Origin of the sequence: Halonotius terrestris, assembly GCF_006861665.1 — an archaeon.
In the GTDB taxonomy this organism is placed as follows: Archaea; Halobacteriota; Halobacteria; order Halobacteriales; family Haloferacaceae; genus Halonotius; species Halonotius terrestris.
This window is the reverse complement of sequence record NZ_RKLU01000002.1, coordinates 521,786-543,692: the sequence shown is the minus strand read 5'-3', so window position 1 is coordinate 543,692 and position 21,907 is coordinate 521,786. Positions and strand designations below refer to the sequence as shown.

The window sequence follows — 21,907 nt, the reverse complement described above, 5'->3', positions numbered from 1 at the left end:
CCACCGATCGATAGCAACTCGCCCGTCGCTGACAGCGGTCTAATGCTAATTCTTAATATTTCGGCACTGCTCAATTGTTATATGAGCGTTGTCAGCGTCTCGATGCCCGAAGAGTTGCTCGAACGGATCGACGAGTTCGCCGACGATCACGGCTACACCGGTCGCAGCGAGGTTGTCCGTGAAGCCAGCCGGACGCTCCTCGGGGAGTTCGAGGACAAGAAACTCGAAGGCCGCGAGCTGATGGGCGTCGTCACCGTGCTGTTCGACTACGAAACGACCAGCGTCGAGGAGAAAATGATGCACCTCCGGCACGAACACGAGGGGCTCGTCGCCTCAAACTTTCACAGCCACGTCGGCGGCCACCACTGCATGGAGCTGTTCGTTCTCGAAGGAACGCTGGACGAGATATCCACATTCGTCGGCAAAGTCCGAGCCACGAAGGACACGCTGACGGTCGATTACTCCGTCCTCCCGGTCGACGATTTCGGCCCGCTTGCGGATATGAGCTGAGCGGCGTGCGGCGCGGTGCGGTGCTAACAGTACGGCGTAGTCAGCCGACAACGAGCCACGCGGCGACGACGGCGACGCTGCCCAGCAGCGTGCTGGCGACGGCGTGCGTTCGAAGCTGATCGAGAAGGTGGTGGGAGTCCTCTTCGACCGACAGTACTTGATCGATCTCGCTGCCGGTCTCACATTTCGGGAGGAAATCCATGGCGACGTGGAGGAAAATGCCAGCCGCGAAGCCGAAGACGAGCGCGTTAATGATCGGCTGTTCGGGGACCGGCAACAGGGCGGTGGGAATCGCGGTAAGCCCGACGGCGGCCGCCGGGAGGAGGAGAACGGCAGCGGGGCGACCGTCGCGGCTGAGCCGGCGGGCCGCAGCGTAGCCAGCTGGGCCCTTGTGGGAGACAATAGCGAGCCCGAGCAACAGCCCGAGCGACGGCATCGAGCCGTAGACGATGCCGATGATCGCACCCGCCGACAGCGCGTGGATCGTGATCTGGGCGGCGGTGACATCCATCGGGAGATTGAGGTGCGTCAGTCGGTGGCCGATGGTGTGGGCACTGTAGCCGAGAATCACGCCGAGCGCGAGGCCGATCCCGCCGAACTGTGGCGTCCCGACCGACGCCGCGATGCCGATGGCCTGCGGCACGAGGAACATCGCCGCGCTGGTGATCATCGCGCCGCTGGCGAGCCCGTAGCCCCAGACGAGGCCGAGCGGATCGGTTTCGTTCGCCCGCGCGCCCAGCCACGCGCCGCCGACCATCGCACCGAAGGCGACCCAGCCGATGGCAACGACCTTTAGCACGGAGTCGTTGATGCCGGCGATGCCGTATTGAACGCCGGCGGCTGCGGCCGCCGAGAGCACGAAGAGCCCGACGACCGAGACGAGCCCCAGTCGTGAGCGGCCCAGTGCTGAGTTATTAACTCTGGCTTCTGAGTTAGTATTCACTGGTAGTAGAGACTGTCCAGTTGCTAATAAATCCAACGGAACGGCGGCTGCGAACAGAAATCCGGGGCAGCTCAAACGAGGGCAGTTACGAGTCGAACACGGTTACGTCGGTGTTGCCGGAGGCCGAACAGCAGGCTGGGGAGTCGCGGTCGCTCGACTCCTCGTCGTCTGCCGAGGGGCCAGCACTCGAATCGCCGTTGTCGGGCTGTTCGTCGACCCGATTCTCAGCGTCCGGGCCCATCCGCTCGCGGACCCACTCGGAGATGCCGTCGAGGATTTTGATTCCGTTTGTCATCATCAGGATATTTGATACGTCGGGTAAAAAGGATTTGGCCGTGATGTGAGATATGTCCGAACCGTTGGCTGCGCGATCACTCGCTGTCGCTGGGGTGCGTACCAGCGAAAACAACAGTCGACAACAGGTATTCGTCGCTGCGCAGCCGCAGTTGCTCCCTGATCGCGCTGTAGTTCAGTCCGTTGTGGGGCCGACTCCCGATGCCGAGATCAGTCGCAACGAGTTGGAGGTTCTGGATGACGGCACCGGCTTCGATGGCGGCGAAGAGATAACTCATTTCGCCGTAGCGGTCGGCCGATCGCGCCGGGAATGCCGTGATCACGATGGCTGCAGCGACCTGCTCGTCGTCGGTGATCCATGTCCAGTGGTCCCGTAGCCACTCGCTGTTGTCACCCGCCGTGAGCTGTTCGAGCGCGTCGTCGCGGACGTTGTAGTGGTAGATACCGGCCTCGATATCCGGCGAGTCCAAGATGATCGGATACAGTTCCAGCGGGTAACACGCCCCACCGGAAGCCACGGGACGGCGAGGCTCCCCATCCGATTCGCGGATCTCACCGTATGAGTACGCCAGCAGCGTCGCCAACTCGGTCTCGGTTATCGATCGCCGCTCGGTTCCGGTCGCATACGACGCTCGCTGCCCGAGACTCGATAGCAACGCCGAGGATTCGGGAGTCGCCAGCGGCACGGTCTCCGCCCGGCGATACGTTTTGTACTTCGTCCCCGACGATCGCTCAGGGTTTGAATCCGGTGTCAGCGTTGCTTCCGATACCAGCGGTGGGAGGTTCTTGTGGTAGAGTTCGTAGAGGTACTCGAAGTCCGCGCCGTCGAGTGGAGGTGGATCAGTCATCGTTACGGGAAGGGATGTGGCACCGTGTTGAGTTCGTTCTCGCCGAGTGGCGTGTCTCGATACCCCATTTCGACCGGGACTGTAGCGAGCCGGTCACCGCCGAAATACCGCAACCGCTCTAAGAGGTACAGCGGTTGGAGTCGCGGGACGATTACCCGCTGGACGGTGACAGCCAGCGACTCGATATCTCTGGTCGTCACGTCGACAGCGTAGACGTCGTAGCCTGCCTCAGTGACGGCCTCGACGAGATTTAGACCGGTTGATTCGTCGGGCGCGAACGCGTTGAACGTCGTCGTTCGGTCGCTTTCGAGCCAGAAGTCCAGATCGGCGATGCGGTCGTGCTCGGACCACAACAGTGCGCGATCCGCAAAGGAGTCGATCTCGCTGTCAACGACCTCATCGGGCGAGCGGGTAGTGGACGACAATCGGTGAACTGTGGAGAGTCGCGTTTGGACTACCTCGGCCAGCGCGTCTTCGAGCACGGCTTCCGCGTCCGCTCCGGCCGCGGCGGCGACGGTCACGGCCGGTCGGTGTTCCCGATCGACCAGCACCGCGATGGCGACCGGCACACCGAGATCGGTCGTCGCGTCCACCACAGTCAGTTCCAGTCCCTGTCCAGTCACACGGTCGCTCAATCGCCGGATCCGCGGTGGGGCCGTCTCAAGGTCGATCACCGGCAACTCGGTTTCCGTGAGATAGTGGATCATGAACGCATCGCGTTCGATACATTCCGCGAGCCCATTGTCGATCGCCATCGCCCGTGAGGATCCTGCCGCGAGCCCCGTCGAAATCGGATTTCGAATAAATGGGTCTGCAGACGGGGGGTACGACAGGTAGACCAACTGCGCCGGGATCTGGGTCGTCGTTCCCGACTGGAGATCGATACCGGATACCCACGAGAGTTCATCGTCAGTACCACAGAGATCCGTGCCGTTAGCCATCGCGGCCCGCTGTTGGGCTGAGAAGTTCACGACTGCTGTCGGATCAAGGGCTGGCTCGGTGAGCTCGTCGAAGGCCGCCGTCCGAAACGCATCCTCGCGGTAGACACAGCCACAGTAGCGTTCGATCGCCTCGCCGTAGGCGGCGGTGCGTGCAGCCGCCTCACTGAACGCAGCTCCACCTTCGTCGTGGGGCATGGAATTACCGTCAGTAAACGGCGTGAAATCCTCGCGTTCGACGACGTAGCTCTCGATAGTTGGCTCGCCTGTGGGCACTGGCACCCGTCGAACGCCAGTGATGATGCCCGTCGTCGGGTGTTCGATCTGCCCGAGTCGCTCGCGGTCACTGCGCGGCTCGGTGACGACGCCGTTGTCGACCTCGGTCACGGTAATCCCGTCCACCTCAGGCATCGTCACATACCTCACAATGCGGGCTAGCGAAGACACGCGGCGTATCGATGCGTCCCTCGTAGTGGTCGTACACGGCGAACTGCTCGTCCAAATACCGCGGGACGACTCCGAGCAACGCCCGGAACAGGATTTCGGTGACAGTGTCGGTGTACGCAGCCATGTATGGCGGGTCGCCGGTGACGACATCGGTGAAGAGCTGTCCGCCCGCTTTGTTCGCATCCACGCGGCTGTAGACACAGTTTAGACAGGCCCGTGCGTCCGCGGTGAGGACTGGGCCGAGCCGCCAGCCCGTTTCCGTCAGCCGCGTTTTGACGAGCGTTGCCGACGAGGCGGCCCACTGCTCGTTGGCGTCAGTCCACGACTCGCTCCGTTCGAGTTGTTCGCTCAGCAGGATCACGTCCGGGTCGTCAGCGGTGCCATCACCTACGGAGACGCCTGCCGCCTGCAGCCGAGAACACACCCCTGAAACTGGCTCTCGGTCGCCGAAGACGGCCACTGTACAGGCCGCAAGTCGCTCCGGAACGTCTCGATGGCTCGCGTGTGCCATCGTAGCGAGGGCTGGTTCAAGCAAACCTTCCCAGCCTTCAGTCTTGAGTTCAGCCGGGATCGCCCGCGCGTCGTAGGCCAACCCGGCCTCATACAGCAGGTCGATGAATTCGGCATCACCTTCGGGGATGCGGTCGATGAGTTCGCTCGCTGCGGTGGTGCCATCCATCACCGCCAGCAACTCGCAGATCACATCGACTCCGTCGCCCTGCAGCGTTTTGACCGTATGCGGCGTTCGAACAACTGCCTCGCCGTCGTGGATGCCGTAGCCCGTCGGACTGTACGCTGCCGGATACGAGTCCATTGGCGTGGCCTTCTCGTGTGGAGGGTATAACGTCCCGGGGTATCGGTGATATCGCGCCCATCGCTCACGCCAACAGCTCTCGATCGATCAGCTCCCAGGTTTCGATCGATGGGCGACTACAGAAGACGCTCTGCGCGCCATCGGGTCCCTCGTAGGGACGGGGGTCGCCAGCAAGCGAAACAGTCAGGGCGATCCGATCGATGAGTGGCTGTTCGTATTCGACGACGAGTTCGATCCGTTTGCCCGCGGTAAAACACTCGCCGTCAGGTGGGGCGAGTAAGTTTGTCCCGAGGCTTGGATCGTCGGCAACGATGTTATAGGTGGATTCACCAGACACTGCCCACGTCGGCGTCGTCGGCATCGGCGCGATTTTGCCGACTTCGGTTGTTCGGTGTACCTCCGTGGGAAACCCCGCAGCGATGTAGCTGCGGAGGGGTCGCATGCGAATGTCGCTCTCGTTGCGGAGCGTCATGCGAATGCTGTTTGCGGTGGTGACATCGCTGTCGTTGCGGAGTTCGAACGCGTAGTCGAGTTCGATTGTCGGCCGCCAAGCGTTTCGTGTCAACACCTCCTCACCGTCGTAGAGCACGATCTCATGGTCGAGCGTTTCGACGGTCGCAATCGGGTGGAGAATCGCGTCGACGCCGTCTTCGAGTGGGATCCGAACGAACCGCTGGTCAGTACGGATCGGCTGTTGAAAAACGGTGTTTCCAGTACCGTCGACGACGGCGACTCGTGTCGCGCCGTGATCCGCAACGAGTTCGACGACAAGGTCGACGACCCGTGGATTCGCCCGTTGTTCGGTGGTGATCGATTCGATGTATTGGCGTCCTGCTCCCTCGCTCGCCGTCCCCGAACAGCCTGCGAGTGCGGTCGTGAGACCAGCAGCCCCGATAGAGAGGATTTGACGGCGGGATAGCGGTCGCACAATCGGTTGTTGTCGACGACTCAGTATATGCACACCGCTCCGCGACGGGTGGTCAGTGGGCACAGATCTCGATCGGAGCTGTGAGGCTCGTGTTGTCCGTCTCGATTGTAATCGACGACTGTCGGTGTTCGACACATGCCACCCCGCGTGTCCGGCCGACCGTCGCGGTCTCGGTCCCGTTCAGCGTGAGCAGCCGTGAGCCGAACCGCTCGCCGTCGATGTGCATCGTCACCAGTTGGGTGTCGGTGACATTCCCGACGTTTTGAATCTCAGCCTCGAAGGCGACACGCTCGCCGCGCTCGATCGGTGCGGTATGTTCCAGCCGCGTGACGGCGAAATACGGCGGTTTGTCGGCGACAGCTCCGACCGCCGCATACGCGTCGACGACGCCGTAGCCGTATCGGGTATTGGGTAGCGAATCGATTGGCTGGCGGGCTGTCGCCAGCAGCGCGCGATCGATTTCGGCCGGCGTGAGATGCCGGTCGCTGGCAGCCTGCATCAACGCGACCGTTCCCGCAGCGTGTGGCGCGGCGAAGCTGGTTCCCTGCGCGCGGCGATAGCCGCCGTCAGCGGATGCGGTGATCGTCGATCCGGGTGCGACGACGGTCGGATATACGTAGGACTCCGGCCAGTCGTACTCGTAGATCGGATCGACGCCCCACGTCGCTCGGGTCGAGACGATCCCACCGCTTGAGTAAGGAGCCACATCGCCCGTTGCCGTCGTCGCACCGACCGACAGCGCGCTGTAGACGCTGCCTGGGGAGCCGAGTTCGTCGCCGTCGTTGCCGGCGGGGACGACGACATAGACGCCCGCGGCGCGGGCGCGCTCTATCGCATCGACGTACCGGTCGTAGTGGACGCCCTTGTGGTTGACGTTGATCACAAGCACCTCCGGATCTCGGGGATGGTCGATCGCCCAGTCGATGCCGCGGATCACGTCACTAGTACGGATGTCGCCGTCCTCGTGAAAGACGTTCGCGTGGATGAGGTCCGCCTCCGGAGCGATACCGTAGCGGGTACCGTCTGGCGTTGTGTTTCCGACAAGCACGCCCGAGGTGAGCGTACCGTGGTTTCTGGTATCTGTGGGGTCACTCTGGTTCGTAGCGAAATCAGCCCAGCCGTCGTCGGTCGGAGCGAGCGACGGGTGTGTCTCAGCGGCGACGCCGCTATCGAGGACGGCGATAGTCACTCCCTCGCCGCGAGTTTGAAACTCCGACCAGACTGCATTCACCCCAAGCGAGGACAGGGCGTGCGTGGTGTTATTTACCGGAGGGGGCCCCAGCGTTGCCGGCGTTACCACCGCTGGATTGACTGTGGATTTGTTGGTCGCCTTCGGTAGGGAACGCGTACCAGCGGTGGCTGTAGTGGTCACCGTCGACGGGCTGCTATCGATCGTTGCTGTCGCCTGCCCAGTCGCCTCGGGTTTAGTGTCGGTTGTACTCTCACCCGCTTCGGCTGGATCACTCAGGCCACCGACGATCAGCCCGCCTGTCACAGCCAGCAAACACACTACCAGTATCGCCCGTCCGGTTGCTTTCTCGGGCGCGGCCATGCCTTCGTCAGGCAGCCTGTGAATATATATGACCGGTTTCGATGGGTGAATACGCCTCGAATCGTCGCAGCCCCAACCTGACTGTTTAGCGAAAATACAAGCGAGATCGGTGATATTGAGAGTAGTCAGGCGATCAAATAGATTGGTTACTGGGATCGAAGAGCAATATACTCAAATGAATTATGTTTCAATAAATATCAAGATAAATGAGGTGAAAATAATAGTTGCCACTGAGTGTTTCCACTATCGATTTCTGCGATCAGACGATCCAAAGTAACCTACTAATCTGGGGGTTTGGACATACAGATACCAACGATCTCGATCAATTCTCCAGCTGGGATTGGTGGACTCTCGCCAAGATGGAAATCAACAACATCCCTAAGAAGGTAATTAGCGAGTCTCCAGACATTATACAGCACCACACCAATCACAAAATACAGTAATCGAATGCGATAGTCCTTTGAAGCGCAGGTCGGCAAAAAGTGCTTCTTGATGCTTTTATACTGGTTTTCAATTTCCATTCGCTGACCGTACTGACTGATTAGGCCTTCGGCCCGATGATGATCAATGTGCTCGTTCACTGTAAACATGACATATTTTTTATCTACTGTATCCGATTCCTTGTAGATATATGTGATATCGTGTTCCGTTCCATCGTATTCGAGCGTCCCATGGACTAGTCTAGAATCATAGTAGTCATCGTCTTTGATCTCCTCAATATGCTCTTTATCAATATCTGCACGAGCACTTTTACCCAATACATAGAGAGATTCGTGCTGATCAATGATTGCTCTAGTTTGATCAGAATCGAATCCTCGATCTAGGAAGATTTTGTGCAGATCTACATGTTGTTTAGCTTGTTCAATTAATCGGTCAACTGTCTCCCCTCGCGGTGGGCTGTCAATATCAATACCTAATTCTTTCTCAAATTTACGCGAATCCCGAACTGGTTCAACTCCTAATACGATTGGAGTGTCTTGGGCAACTATAGTGATCGTGGCCATCTTGAAACCACGCTCTCCATCTTTCGTTCCTGAGACGAGCTCAGGGTAATCAGGATCAATCAGCTTAGTTTCTCCATCAATGTCTAATTCGATTGGATTCTTATCTTTATTTGATGCAGTGCGGTTTGACCAATACGGGCTTACGTGATACGGCCAGACTGTGATATCAATGGCTGCATGTACCGGTTCTCGGATGGCAGATTCTGCGCCCTCACCGCTAGTCAACTCCTTTAGAATTGCCTCAACTCCAGCGTGAAATGGTTCCAGTATTTCGTCTCGAATCCGCTTCCATTCTGGAGTAACACCATCTCTAAATTCCGCAAATGTTACTTGCGCATCTGGATCAGCGACCTTTTTCATCGTTCTATTATGAGTTGAGCCATGTGGCACGTCTTTTCTATTACTCAGTCTCGCAAACCGCCTGGATTTGGTTGTGGTTCCAGCTTTAGCCAAATTGATATACCCTTGTCGCTCAAAAAATGCATCAAGCGGATAGCTGGTGTTTGATCCGCGATCTGCAGAGAATTCTTGAAATCCGATTTCTGTAGCCTGTTCCACTACATCCATAATCTCCTGCTCCTCGACTTGCTCATGGTCAATTTTGTCTAGTTCGATTTTCGGCTCTGTATCATGCATTATATCGTGTTCAATACACGTTTCCACGAGTTCATCAGCAATTTTTTTCAGCAGCACTCTTTCGTCATTATCAAATCTATTTTTTTGGTTGTAGCTGATTGCCTGTTGATCTGGTATATTATCGAACCCAAATCTAACCCCGAGTGAGGCTACCCCATGGAGTCGCCGTTCCATCTCAGATTGACCAATATTCCGTGCGCGCATGTATACTAATGTTAGAATCATAGCTTTGAAATCATATTTAGCTCTCTCTTGTTCATCATATCCGCTAAACCAATCCTCATCAATGTCTAAATTAATTAAAACACGAGTCATATGTTCATGAATATAACAGAGATCTTCAATCTGGTTTCTGATAGACTCTAAGATTTGTTCAGATCTATCAGTTTCAGATTGATCTGCTGCACCCTTACCAGTCATAAAAAACACCTCCAAAGAGATCTGGGATCAACAAATCTGAATCTGATATGGCTCTGATCATTTTGTACTAAATATGGCAAAATTTTAACTTAGTATCTTGAGGGTGATTTCCGAATTAACCGATACTGGACAGCGATTGAGGTAATAAGTCCGCACAAAAGCTGAATTAGATTTTATGCTAGCTTAAATTTTAAGCTAGCTTTGTTTTTATTCCAGTGCTACCCGAATCTCACTAATGGGATGGATGAAGAGGATTCAGCGGAGCATGAAGCTCAAGATACAATAGCAGATGTTCAAGCTATATTCGGATCGCCCGTACTCACACAAGATGAAATAAAGTACTATTTAGAGACAGTAGGCGGCGAAGATCGCCTCGAAGAAATAAAAGAATTCTTCGAGAGAAAAGGAGCTATCGAATTATTATGTATAGCTCGTCGTCATCAATATACAGATATTGAAGAGATGATCAATGTATCTTCACCTACACTAACTAAACTCCTAAATGATGCAGAGGACTTGGAATTGCTAACTGAATATCGTGCGGAGAAAAATGGTGAATATGTCACACTTTATACCATAGATGAAGCAGCGATACCGTTTATAGAATTCATGAAATCAATGGGTATCCTTCACACGGTGGAGCGATATATAGAAGTTAGAAATACATTAAAAAACAAAAAATCGGATTTTGAACAATTTATTTCAGATGAAACCAGGTTAGCGAATTTAGCACTAAAGAATGACGATGAAACTATTGAAGCAATCAAAGAGAATTATCAGGAGAATAGGGAAAATATAGACTCCGAGTGATTTACTATTTATTTGGAGGGTTCAGATTTTTCATCTGAAAGTCTGATCTCGGAACATATTTGCCACCCAGAATAGCCAGTTCTCGCGTACGTTGTATGTCTGATAAGTTATGCAACAAGAGTGATTCCCAATCCTCGGTTTTGAAGGCTTCCACGGCAGCCCCACTATCTATGAATGGATCACAGGACTCCTTCCCAATCAGCCCATCATATACTTCAACCAACCCCTTTTCATTATTTGTGTCAAAACGATCAATGAAGCTGAACACATCGGCGTACGCGATTTCCGGAAATGGCCAGTCTATGCTATGTTTGATACAAGCCGTTCGGACAAATGGTAAATCGAAGCCTCCGTTCCAGACCTCACCGTTGTAGGCCGTCAGGTAATGTTTGTCGTCGTCAAGGCGGTCATGGGCGATCCGATGAAGAATCCCAAGTAGGGCCTCCTCATCGTCAGCTAGCAGCACCTCTACATTTCCAATGGAATCTGGTTGAAGGGCATTTTCTAGCTTGCCACTGTTTGCAGTGCGCCCGTCTGTGTTCAGAATCAATACCTCTCCAAGCGAATGAGCCAATCCAGCGACGGTGAGTACCGCGCTGTCGTCCAGCCCGCTTGTTTCGATGTCGAACGCGATGGGATCTAAGCTACCCATGAGAAGATAGAAGACCGAACCCGTTTTCAGAGTAAGAGGGTGTTTTCCGAAACAAAACTTGTTCCAACTGCTCTGTTGGATACCAGTGTTTGAGGAAGATATTCCTAATATTGATGCACTCAACGATTCGTACAAGTGCTATACTGACAACTTCTCAATTTTTGGTCCAAATACAGAGTGAACTTCTTTCATCGCTTCAATCATGTCATCCTGCACTTGTGGCCAGTGGTCTTCATCTTCAAGCCCATATGAGTTAAACTTCAGTGTGATACGACAGGCACGGCTATCTTCCAATCGATGCCATTCCACTTCATAATCTAACTCTGATTCTATCTCCTCACGCTGCGCGTGCAATTCATCGAATACCTCCCCATTCAGTTCTTTTTCGCCCACATCAATATAGAGGCCTGAATCACCCCATCCGTTTCGGATACGATATATGTATTTAATCCCTGCAACGCCCGCTCCCTTGGTGATATAACTCGCCTTCTTTGGAGTTATATTGTCAAACAGTGTGAATTCACCAGATCGCTCTAATAACTCAGTCCAAAACCGTTCTTGTTTCTTATCTCGATCCGATGGTTCACGTTTCGTTTCACCTATTTCTTTAACTTCTGGGCTTGGAGAAGCTAACGGTGTAAACAATGGTGCCATTTCACCGGCAATTTCAATTGCTTCAATCTTAACGAGGTGAAAATACTTCTCTGTTGATTCATTTAGCCAGTCTATTGTCTTTTCATGTTCATACCGAGCGTCACGGACTACCCATATCACTAAATCTGTGTCAAATGCCGTCGAATATGCTAGTAACTTCCCTAGGTGATCGTGATCTGTTGACTCAAGTTGGCATTCAATGACCCCTTCCTGACCACTATCTTCATCTTCAACGAACAGATCTACAGAGAAACCTGTTGGGGTATCACGCTCACGTTCGATTACAGTTAGTGAGAGATCAAGCGTTTCAGATATTCTATCAATGTTTTCCTCTAACCACGGTGTGAATTCTGTATCTTCTCTAGAAAATAGCTCTCTGGGGGCGTGTCGAACGGCACGAGGAAGGCTATTCATGCTCAGATCATTTTCATCCCAATGTATTGAATATTTGCAATGAAAATAGCAGGTTTTCCGCTGTATAGAATCTCTTCCTCGGGTGCCTTAACTATATGAATAGCGTCATCTCATAGAATTCTCCTTTCAATAGATACAATTACCCACACGCCGAGTAGGTTCTGTTTCTTGTGTTACCACTCGCAGTGATGAGATTGTACTGCTGGAGTTTACTGAGGTGATTCCGCATGGTACGGCGAGTTTTCGGATCCTCAACAGTCTCACAGTATGCACTGTAGAGATTTCCAGCTCCGATTCGGTCAGTCTCTGTGATTAGATCGTACAGCACTTGTTGGTGCGGTGTGAGCTTGTCAGTGGTCTTCTGCCTGATTTCTGATTTCGTCTCTGAGACGACGGCATCAATTACGTCATCAGTAATTTGCTCAGTTTGTTGCTGGACAGCCTGCCGTGCAGCATTCCGGAGGAGACCAATCGCTATCCGGGCGTCACCAGCGGCGTGATCAGCGATTCGTTCTAACCCCTGGGTTTCGATTGCACCCTGTTCAAGGCCCCACTGGACGCGATCTTCAAGAATCGTCACCAACTGATCGAGACTGTACTGGTTGAATCGAATCCGGATGCAGGTCTGGAGACGGCTGTTGAGTCGCCCATCGAAATCACTGAACACATCCTCCTCTCGGTTTGCAATGAGAATCATCGAAAGATTGCGAATCCGGTAGAAGTCGTAGAGGATTTCTTTGTCCTCTAATTGATCGACCTCATCGAGGATGACGATGTACTGTGGGCCATCGTACTCGCGGAGGCGTTGAACCAATTCGTCTGTTGGTGTTGATCGGCGGTGAATATCGTGTGTATTCCCAACAGCATCCAGTACCCGGTACAGCGTCTGGAAGGCCGTGTGTTCCTCCCAACAGTTCACGTACTGCGTGTTAAGATCAACAACGTTCTCTCGTAGCTGTTCAACAGTATGCCGAGCGATGCAGGTTTTACCGGCTCCCGAGGGGCCGTATAGGAAGGAAGGCTCTGGGCGGTTCCCGTTCGTAACTGGTCGAAGGGTATCTGAGAGGTGGCTTACCTCTGCCGGACGGTGTTTCACGTCGTTCGGAACGAACTCGGATTGCAACACCCGTGCGTTCGTAATCATATCGATACTGATCCGGGTACAAAATAATAAACGGAAGGGTGTCGTTTCCGAATGTTCCGCAATTAATCCACAGAGAGAAACCTGCTATCGCTGAATCAGCTGTTTGCTGTCTGGCTTTCTTGATAGACTTCGCGGCGGAGATGTTTCGTGATTGCCTCTTGCACTTCTTCGTTGTCCATGAATTTTGCAAACAACTCTTGGTTCTGATCCATCCGATCAATGAACATCTCGGTTAGGGTGTCATCGAACTCAAGCGCGAAGTTCTCCTTACTGTTGACCTGTGCCGACCGGCGGAGATGATCGTCTTCTAAGGCGTCTTCCTTGAGTTGATCCAAGAAGAGTTGATCGGCTTCGGTGAAATCAGTTCCAAGCTGTTCGTTGATCTTCTCAACAATCGTTGAGAGTTCGACTTCCTCGTCTTCTTGGCTTCCTGTGCCGGTTTCTGTTGGAGACTGCACTTCCCCGCCACTGGCATCTAATTCTATGTTCCCTTCCTCGGCTTTTTCGAGTCGGTAGTATTGAAGCGCGAGCTCATCGTTGAATTCAACTCTTGATTCGTTCGGATCGCGTGGTAATTCCTTGTAGAGGAACCGACCGAAGGTGTACAGCTTTTCGAGTTGAGTGTCCGAGTAATTGACCACCTGTGACTGGAATTTGTATAGCCGAAGGAACGAGCGGAGTTTCGACCGGAAATTATCTTGTTTCTCTACATCTGCAACTTTGAACCGATCACGCGCAGGCTGAATATGACTCTCTAACTTCGCGTGCGCCTGTTCTGTACCTTTGTTCTTCGGACTGAAGAACGCCTCTGCGAACTGATCGACTTCCTGTTTTGTGTAGATTTGGAAGCCATCAAGCTCGGCTTCCAGCTGGTAGATGTGTTGGGGATCGGTGGTCTCCTCAACGGTTGTTTTCTCATAGAACGGCTGGAAAGCGTTGTAGATGTCCTCACGGTCGTTCTGGAAATCAAGGACGAACGTATCCTCTTTGCCCGGATGGGTTCGGTTTAAACGGCCAAGCGTTTGTACGGCTTGGACGCCGGAGAGCTTCTTATCAACGTACATCGTGTGCAACAGCGGCTGATCAAACCCAGTCTGGTACTTGTCGGCAACCACGAGGATTTGGTACTCTTGGGTGTCGAACTCGTTGGTGAGATTTGACTGAGTGACACCCTCCGGATTCATTCCGTCTTCGGTATATTCGAAGCCGTCATCCTCGACGGTTCCGCTGAATGCGACGAGTGCGCCCAGGTCATAGTCGTTCTCTTCGATGTAGTCATCAATCGCGTTCTTGTACCGGACAGCGTGAACCCGTGAAGACGTTACCACCATCGCCTTCGCTTTTCCGCCGATCTTGTGCTGGGTGTGTTCGCGGAAGTGTTCAATGATGATCTTGACCTTCTGTGCGATGTTGTGCGGATGCAGCTTCAGGAAGCGTGAGACGGCCTTGACTGCCTTCTTTTGGGGGACTTGTGGATCTTCCTCGATAGCCTTCGCTAACCCGTAGAACGTATCGTAGGTCGTGTAGTGTTGGAGCACATCGAGAATGAAGCCTTCCTCAATAGCCTGCCGCATGGAGTAGAGGTGGAACGGCTCTGGCTTGTCGCCGTCTTCGGGCGTGTGACCGAACGATTCTAGCGTTTTCCCCTTTGGCGTTGCAGTGAACGCAAAGAAGCTCAGATTGCTCTGCTGACCTCGTGATTCGGCACTCTTCGCCAGCAGATCCTCCCAATCATCATCCTCTGATACGTCTTTTCCAGACAGGATTTCCTTCATCTCCTTCGCCATCTCACCGGTCTGGCTACTGTGGGCTTCGTCAACGACGACAGCGTAATCTCGCTCAGGGAGTCCCTGCGTGTGTTCAATGACATACGGGAACGTCTGCAGCGTGGTGATGATGACCGGCTTTCCGGCTTCGAGTGCTTCAGCAAGTTCTTCTGATTTTGAGCCGTGTTCGCCTTTGATTGCCTCTACAACCCCGGTTTTGTGGTCAAGTTCGTAGATCGTATTCCGGAGTTGTTTATCCAGAACCGTCCGGTCGGTCACGACAACGACGCCATCAAAGACAGCCTCATCGTCGTCATCATGAAGCGACGTGAGCCGGTGGACAAGCCATGCTATCGACTTGCTCTTGCCACTCCCTGTAGAGTGTTGGATCAGATAATCTTCGCCCGCGCCGTGTGCTTTCGCGTCAGCAACGAGCTTGCGAACACAATCGAGTTGATGATAGCGGGGGAAGATCATCGTCTCGTCCGTTTCGACCGTCACACCGTCCTTCTGGATCTCCTCCTCATCGATGTGCATGAACCGCTGGATAATATCCATCCAGCTGTCTTTCGCCCAGATATCTTCCCAGAGATACGCCGTTCGGTGGCCCGATTCATGTGGTGGATTGCCAGCACCGTTCTCATGGCCTCTGTTGAACGGCAGGAAGTGGGTATCTTCGCCAGCGAGTTCCGTCGTATATTCTACCTCATGTGTGTCAACAGCAAAATGAACCAACGCACCACGCTTGAATTTCAAAACGGGTTCGCCCGGATCACGATCAGTTTTGTACTGGATCTTTGCATCCTCAATCGTCTGATCCGTCATCGCGTTCTTGAGTTCGGCTGTCGCAACCGGGATTCCGTTGAGTGACAAGGCAAGGTCAATACTCTTGTTCGGATCGGTCGCAGAATAGTAGAATTGAGAAGTTACACCGAGGTGGTTGGATTTGTATCGCTTCTCAATTTCCGGATTTAGCCCTGTATTTGGTTTGAAAGCCGCCAAATAAATCGTAGTTCCAGTAGTTCGAAGACCATGGCGAAGCAATTCTAATGTTCCACGATTCTCCATCGCACTGGTGAGGTCCTGTAAAAACCGCTTCCGTGCATTCCCCTTGTAAGCAGTTTCTAGTTTATTCCACTTCTTTGGCTGAGTTTCTTTAACGAAAGATACGACGATGTCGGGAAATATACCACGCTCTTTATCAAATTCCGCAGAAGATAAGAGGTCATATTCATTGGATTCAACTAAATAACTTGAAATATATTCCTCAAAGTGTTCTTCGTCATGAATTCTTCCCATAAGTGGCCTCCTGAGTATTAGTGGATTCGATTGTTCGTAAGTCGATTTGACCATTAATTGCTTTGGTGATGATTGATTGTCTTTTCTCATTTAGCAAAGAAATCAATCTGTTGGTTTTAGATAAATAATCGTCTAATTTGTTTTCCCTTTGGGATATATTTTCAACAATAATTTTCTGTTCAGAACGAGAGGGTATTGGTATCTTTAGATTTTTCACAGCAGATTGTGGTATGTTGTTAGCGAGGCCTTCAGCTCCAGAGATCTCTTTATTAATTTGATGTCTAAGGGGTTTAGAACGTAGTACAATATATAAATATTCAGATAAAACAACCTCATTACGCACATGTAGCCGAAATAACTTATCACAAAGCATCAATTTTGAGGTGTTTTGTGGTACAATAGCCACGCTTCCCAATAAATCGGCTGAACCACTTGCACGATTCATAATCAGGTCCCCTTCCGAGACCCCTAACTCCGGTCTTGGTTCTTTATCATTCGGTAGGGCTTTATTTTCATTCGGGTGGAATTCGCCATTGTTTGCTGCTCCTGCTTTTAGAACACCCCATTCATCTCTTTTTGAAGGATGATCATTACATTTTGGTGACCAACCCTGCTCTAACCGATTTAATAGGTATTTCAAACGAATGACTTCCCAGTGTTCAGGAACACCTGTAAGAGGATTATCTGAGTCCTGAACATCTTGAGGGGTAATAACATAAGAGATCAACGAATTTTGTTTCTCTCCTAACAGACTATGTAGATCTTCGAGATGTTTAATGCCATCCTGTATATAACCTACTTGTTGATCAAGATATTCAGCTATTTTTTCTTGTACAGATATATTGGGGCACGGAACCTGCAGGTTTCCTATAAAATTCCAAGATGCCCGAGGCATCTTTGCCCCATATGTTGAAGCATTCACTCTGTCAATAAAGTCATTTGAGAGGCATAAGTAGTGTAAGAATCGACTATCAAATTCTTTTGGCTCCAATACAATAAATTCGGGAGACGCAGCCCCTCTAAATTCTGCTTCGAAAACCTTTGCTAGATACGGGCGTAGTTTAGCAAATAGCACATTTCCGCGTTGGAATTCAACTAATCCTGTCCCTAATTCAGAACCTTCGTTGTTTTCTTTGATTATACCCGTTTCTGATTCAACCATATCAAGACTGATCCGAGGTAAATCATCCGGTACTTCCTCAAATTTATTTACTTTTCTATCAACTCCAAATTTAAGTGGTATTGTAGTATAACTACAGTTTATTTTATCTATTTCATTTTCTGCTGTTGCAGATTTCATTTTGTTATCTCCGTAAGAAGGCGAGAAATATCTTTAGATAAATCGTCAATATCTTTATTTATCTCATTTATTGGGCGTGGCGGTTCATATTTATAGAAATGTCTATTGAAGTTTATTTCATATCCCACTACCCCTAATTCGCCATCATTATCATCATAATACTTACTGTTTTCGTTGATCCAAGCATTTTCAACATATGGGCTGACTTCTTGTTCGAAGTATTTTCTAGGATCCTTGCCCAGAGGTACACGCTCCCGATTGCGTAATTCAGTATCGTGCTCTGGTTTTCCGTTACTGTCAGTGACTATCTCTGCTTCGGGATCTCGTTCACCCAAGGCACGCTCAATAGCATTATAAACACTTCTACGCACATCCAGTCCATGCATATTGAAAACTATCTCAACATCAGTTATGAAATCATCCCGATCCATCCATTTCTTTTCTGAATCCAAATCTTTCAATGCATTTTTGATTTCTTCCTGAACATCATTATCTCGATTTGTGAAAGCACGTTCTTCGTCTAAACTTTCGATACGCTCATCAGTTGCTTGAAAGCTTAAGCGGAGTGGACGATCAATTACAATTCTCCGGTACCCGAATTCATCGTTATCTAATACTCTAGACCGTCCATTTGTTTCTAAATCGCCAAATATCTCTGTCACTTCTTCGATATGGTGTTCTGAGAGTTTATGGCGTTTCTCCCCTAGGCTCTCGTCCATTTCATCATACATCTGGCGAGAATCAATCAGCTGAATTTTTCCTTTTCTATGTTCTGGTTTCTTATTTGATAATATTAAGACATATGTGTGTATTCCTGTATTATAAAACAGATGTTCCGGTAATCCAATGATCGCCTCTAGCCAGTCGTTTTCAATTATCCAACGCCGAATTGCAGACTCTCCACTATTCGGTCCTCCAGTGAACAGTGGTGATTCATTTAAAACGATAGCAATGCGAGATCCACCATCCTCTGATGGTTTCATTTTGCTAATCATGTGTTGTAAAAATAGTAAAGCTCCATCGCTAACACGCGGGGTACCCGCCCCAAAGCGTCCTGCAAATCCTTTTTCTTCATGCTCACGCTCGATTTCCTCTTTGATTTTCTTCCACGATACTCCAAACGGTGGGTTAGACAGCATGTAGTCAAATGTCTTATCTGGAAATCCGTCAGATGTAAACGAATTACCGTAAGCAATATTTTCAGGCTCTTGGCCCTTGATTAACATATCAGAATTGCAGATCGCGTAGCTTTCCGGGTTCAATTCCTGCCCGAAGACGTGCAGGTTCGCACCTTCATTCAGATCACGAACGTAGTTTTCGGCTACGCTCAACATGCCGCCTGTTCCACAAGCCGGGTCGTAGACCGTCCGAACAGCTCCTTCCTCTGATAGTGCTTCGTCGTCCTCATCGAAAATGAGGTTCACCATCAGCTCAATAACCTCGCGCGGCGTGAAGTGCTCGCCAGCGGTCTCGTTGCTGAGTTCGTTGAATTTCCGGATCAGTTCCTCGTAGATGTACCCCATCTCCTCGTTGGGGACTGCATCCGGATGGAGATCGATTTCAGCGAACTCCTGCATCACCTGGAAGAGAAGGTCGGCTTCATCAAGCCGCTGAATCTGATGATTGAAATCGAACTTATCGAAAATCTCCTTCGTTTCTTCGTCAAAGGAATTGATGTAGTATTGGAGGTTACTCGCTATCTGCTCTGGGTCGTCACAGAGTGATTCAAACGTGTACTCGCTGGTGTTGTACACTTTCTCACCGGAGGCTTTCTTCAGCGATGGCGCGACGTTCTCAATTCCCTGTTCCTGCAGCTGCTCATATCGCTTGAGAACATTCTCTTTGTTCGGCTTCGTCACGCAGTCAAGCCGCCGAAGCACCGTCAACGGGAGAATTACCTTCTGATACTCGGACTGCTTGTAATCACCGCGAAGAAGGTCTGCAATCGACCAAATAAAATCAGCCTTCTCATTGAAATTCTCGACCATCTACGACTGAGGTTGTAAGTGACATTGATAAATTGTATGGTAACCGCTCCATCCTCGGCTGCTGCTACACTTATTCAATCCACTCAGGCTAACTCTGCGTATCTAATTACCGAAGATCTTCAGGAAGAAAGCGATAATGCCGCCTAGGAAGACCAGCCACGCCAGTATCCCTATAAAACCAAAATAATCTGTTTCGAGGGTGGCGATGGATATGATTGCGGATATAACCCACACAACGGCTGTGAATGGAACGCTAACCCATGCATCTGGCATATGCAAGCCGACTGGACAACAGTATATAAAACTCATATTTATGTGATCTGATTGAACAATAATATTATAAATTGGATCTAGTATTCGCTGAGGGTTCAATGTAATTAGAGTACTATTAGACCAATTACGTATTTCTATTAGCTAATCCCGATCTTAGGTATGTAACTCGAAAGACATGGATCCGATTACACTACGCATTCAGACAGAGTTGCTATCGGAAATTGACTCAGAAGCTGATGACCTCGGATATAGTAGTCGAGCAGAATACATACGCCAGTTATTGCAGAATCGAGGGCCAACACGAGAGATGCTCGCAGCAGATGGTAGTGCAGAACTGGCTAATCCTGAAACAGTTGCGACGAATACGGAAGATATCCAGCAATTACAGCAGCAACTCAATGCCGCTGTAGAACGAATTGAAGCACTAGAAGGGCGTATTGAAGCAAGGAATGATAAAATAGATACATCATCTGAATCCGACGGTCAAGCTCAACCGGATGCTGGATCAACGTCGATCTCCAAATTAGAATCATGGGTTACCGATCACGGGCCACAGAAAGAGATAGCTGTATCAATCATTTTGTTTGCAGCAGAACTACTCCAAAAAGATGGCCCACTGGAAACGGGAGAATTAAAATCTCGGTTATATGAGGAATTTCCTGACGCATACGAGTCGAAAAAGACGCTCTGGGGAGCTACAGTTCAGCGTTTTTATCAGGATGCTCCCGGATTCAACAAGCCAGAATACGGCACGTATGATTTCGAATGAGTGTAAATTAGAATAGACGCAAAAAGATTGTAATCGTTTAATTTCGATCCAGCTACAAAACTTTCCCTTGCTTGACGACCTTTAGCGATTTTAGATCAGTCGTCAACGAGTTCCTTTTTTACTCAGTATTGTATGGGTTGTAGCTGATCTCCGGCTAATCTTGAGGAGGTTAGTAACCGAATTCAGCTTTATTGGCTTCCCAAGCATCTTCAACGACTATTGTTCCCGTCTCAATGGCTTCAACAACACTATCTACACATTTGGGACTATACCCTGGTCGGGTGTCTCCCGCACCAAGCGGTAGTTCCGATTGGTGGAATTCTTCTCGCTCCCGAAGCCCCATCTCCTTCAATATCGCTTTCAATCTTACCAAGCTAAGATCCCCCTTCCAGTCACATTCTTCACTGAGCTCCGAATTCACCTGTTTTTTGAACTGCATCGGATTAAATGGATATCGACCGTGAATATTCTTTTCTGTGTACAAATAGACATCATCATCCTCGTCAATCTCCTCTTCAGGAACATATTCTGCTGGAAGGCCAGGATCATCAGAACCAAGATTAATCCGGACACCACCCCCAGAATCTACGCCGTCACCAAGAGCGGCGAATGTACTCGGGAAAATATCATCCAGTCCTTTATCATCGTCAACTGCTTCCAACGTTGTACTCAATTCGGAGAGATCAGGCGTCTTACCCTCATCTGCCAAGCCCCGTTCTACTGAGTCCAAAGCTTTTAGCTTATTTCGTGCTTCGTCGATGGCCCCTTCATCCATCAGTTCCTGAATCTCATCGATCTCTTGGTCAATAATGGATGCAATGTCCGTTGGCACGGTAGTTGATAATGGGAGCACTCGTTCAGGGAGATACTGGGATAAAGACTCATTGAACACCTGGGTCAAGATCTTCTCGAATATATCTGTACATTGTCTTGACTGGAGATAGAGTTGCTGTTCCCTAACATCGACCTGTTCATGCTGTGCATAGTCTCTGAGGTTGTTGAGCGATAAAATGGCGGCAGCTTCAGATTTAGAGAGGCACTTGATTCGTTGATTGTCACGTGTTCCATCCCGACACCGCTTTACACACTTTTCTAAGGATATAGTTTGGCCTGAGCCGCCGTCTGAACGTATTTCACCTCCTCTTCGGAGAATTGCTGCTTTCAACAACATCTCAAAACTGTGGTCGAGTAAAATCAATACTCCTTCTGTCCGGCCATTCTCGAATGGACGGTTGAATAGTTCGACAGCAATACGGAAGGAGTTGGTGGCAGTCTCTTTATACTCCTCGTAGTCGGGCATAGGCCGTCTAATACCGATTCGTTGAAAAAACTACATCAACATGGTTTTACAGAGTCCGTTTACTCCACCGGAGGAATGAAGCATAAATATCTCGATAACTCTCTTATAGACATACCATGACAGTTTCACTTTTTATCTGATTCATACTCTGAGAACACCTCTTATTTGATTCTGGTTAGCGAATTGGTGACTTGTAGAAATCCA

At 50.6% G+C, this 21,907-nt stretch carries 19 protein-coding genes; 3 read left to right on the top strand and 16 right to left on the bottom strand.

Features of this window, described 5'->3' with window-relative positions; all coding sequences use genetic code 11:
• Positions 1–81: 81 nt before the first annotated feature.
• Positions 82–510, top strand: a complete 429-nt coding sequence (locus EGH24_RS06350; protein WP_142979312.1) for a CopG family ribbon-helix-helix protein — start codon at positions 82–84, stop codon at positions 508–510.
• Positions 511–550: 40 nt separating this feature from the next.
• On the opposite strand, the gene EGH24_RS06345 is transcribed toward EGH24_RS06350, so the two are convergent.
• From EGH24_RS06345 to EGH24_RS06315, 8 genes are all read right to left on the bottom strand, one after another.
• Complete coding sequence (locus tag EGH24_RS06345) at positions 551–1,453, bottom strand: ZIP family metal transporter (protein ID WP_142979311.1); 903 nt, start codon at positions 1,451–1,453, stop codon at positions 551–553.
• An 85-nt stretch (positions 1,454–1,538) separates the two neighbouring features.
• The gene (locus EGH24_RS06340) at positions 1,539–1,748 is read right to left on the bottom strand and encodes a hypothetical protein (RefSeq protein ID WP_142979310.1); all 210 of its coding nucleotides are present in this window, start codon (positions 1,746–1,748) and stop codon (positions 1,539–1,541) included.
• 76 nt (positions 1,749–1,824) lie between these two features.
• Positions 1,825–2,595, bottom strand: coding sequence for a SagB/ThcOx family dehydrogenase (locus EGH24_RS06335; protein WP_142979309.1), 771 nt, complete (start codon positions 2,593–2,595; stop codon positions 1,825–1,827).
• A gap of 2 nt (positions 2,596–2,597) precedes the next feature.
• Entirely contained in the window at positions 2,598–3,944 is a 1,347-nt protein-coding gene (locus EGH24_RS06330; protein ID WP_185903249.1) for a YcaO-like family protein, read from the bottom strand.
• The gene (locus EGH24_RS15270; protein ID WP_185903248.1) at positions 3,937–4,794 is read right to left on the bottom strand and encodes a hypothetical protein; all 858 of its coding nucleotides are present in this window, start codon (positions 4,792–4,794) and stop codon (positions 3,937–3,939) included. Before EGH24_RS15270 ends, EGH24_RS06330 begins: the two co-directional genes overlap by 8 nt.
• A 64-nt stretch (positions 4,795–4,858) precedes the next feature.
• Positions 4,859–5,722, bottom strand: a complete 864-nt coding sequence (locus EGH24_RS06325) for a hypothetical protein (protein WP_142979307.1) — start codon at positions 5,720–5,722, stop codon at positions 4,859–4,861.
• A 52-nt stretch (positions 5,723–5,774) separates the two neighbouring features.
• Positions 5,775–6,911, bottom strand: a complete 1,137-nt coding sequence (locus tag EGH24_RS06320; RefSeq protein ID WP_185903247.1) for a S8 family peptidase — start codon at positions 6,909–6,911, stop codon at positions 5,775–5,777.
• Between the two features lie 644 nt (positions 6,912–7,555).
• Positions 7,556–9,334 (bottom strand): transposase, encoded by a 1,779-nt coding sequence (locus tag EGH24_RS06315; RefSeq protein ID WP_142979305.1) that lies wholly within the window; start codon positions 9,332–9,334, stop codon positions 7,556–7,558.
• 240 nt (positions 9,335–9,574) lie between these two features.
• On the opposite strand from EGH24_RS06315, the gene EGH24_RS06310 reads away from it, so the two are divergent.
• On the top strand, positions 9,575–10,144 hold the full coding sequence (locus EGH24_RS06310; RefSeq protein WP_142979304.1) for a hypothetical protein: 570 nt from the start codon (positions 9,575–9,577) through the stop codon (positions 10,142–10,144).
• Positions 10,145–10,148: 4 nt separating this feature from the next.
• Here the strand turns inward: EGH24_RS06310 and EGH24_RS06305 are convergent, their stop codons facing one another.
• The 7 genes from EGH24_RS06305 to EGH24_RS15265 all read right to left on the bottom strand — a co-directional run bounded on the left by EGH24_RS06305 (position 10,149) and on the right by EGH24_RS15265 (position 19,634).
• Positions 10,149–10,796 carry a hypothetical protein gene (locus EGH24_RS06305; RefSeq protein ID WP_142979303.1) on the bottom strand — a complete coding sequence of 216 codons (648 nt, stop codon included), beginning with the start codon at positions 10,794–10,796 and terminating at the stop codon, positions 10,149–10,151.
• A 138-nt stretch (positions 10,797–10,934) separates the two neighbouring features.
• Entirely contained in the window at positions 10,935–11,864 is a 930-nt protein-coding gene (locus EGH24_RS06300) for a DUF4268 domain-containing protein (protein WP_142979302.1), read from the bottom strand.
• A gap of 139 nt (positions 11,865–12,003) precedes the next feature.
• Positions 12,004–13,008, bottom strand: coding sequence for a Cdc6/Cdc18 family protein (locus EGH24_RS06295; protein WP_142979301.1), 1,005 nt, complete (start codon positions 13,006–13,008; stop codon positions 12,004–12,006).
• A gap of 95 nt (positions 13,009–13,103) precedes the next feature.
• Positions 13,104–16,073 (bottom strand): type I restriction endonuclease subunit R, encoded by a 2,970-nt coding sequence (locus tag EGH24_RS06290; protein WP_142979300.1) that lies wholly within the window; start codon positions 16,071–16,073, stop codon positions 13,104–13,106.
• Positions 16,057–17,373, bottom strand: a complete 1,317-nt coding sequence (locus EGH24_RS06285) for a restriction endonuclease subunit S (RefSeq protein WP_142979299.1) — start codon at positions 17,371–17,373, stop codon at positions 16,057–16,059. Before EGH24_RS06285 ends, EGH24_RS06290 begins: the two co-directional genes overlap by 17 nt.
• Positions 17,370–19,361, bottom strand: a complete 1,992-nt coding sequence (locus tag EGH24_RS06280) for a type I restriction-modification system subunit M (protein ID WP_142979298.1) — start codon at positions 19,359–19,361, stop codon at positions 17,370–17,372. Before EGH24_RS06280 ends, EGH24_RS06285 begins: the two co-directional genes overlap by 4 nt.
• A 102-nt stretch (positions 19,362–19,463) precedes the next feature.
• Positions 19,464–19,634, bottom strand: a complete 171-nt coding sequence (locus EGH24_RS15265) for a hypothetical protein (protein WP_185903246.1) — start codon at positions 19,632–19,634, stop codon at positions 19,464–19,466.
• A 307-nt stretch (positions 19,635–19,941) separates the two neighbouring features.
• Between EGH24_RS15265 and EGH24_RS06275 the strand changes: the two genes are divergently transcribed.
• Positions 19,942–20,403 (top strand): hypothetical protein, encoded by a 462-nt coding sequence (locus tag EGH24_RS06275; RefSeq protein WP_221886710.1) that lies wholly within the window; start codon positions 19,942–19,944, stop codon positions 20,401–20,403.
• Positions 20,404–20,572: 169 nt separating this feature from the next.
• Here the strand turns inward: EGH24_RS06275 and EGH24_RS06270 are convergent, their stop codons facing one another.
• Positions 20,573–21,703: a DUF3644 domain-containing protein gene (locus EGH24_RS06270; protein WP_142979296.1), complete on the bottom strand. Its 1,131-nt coding sequence runs from the start codon at positions 21,701–21,703 to the stop codon at positions 20,573–20,575.
• Positions 21,704–21,907 lie beyond the last annotated feature (204 nt).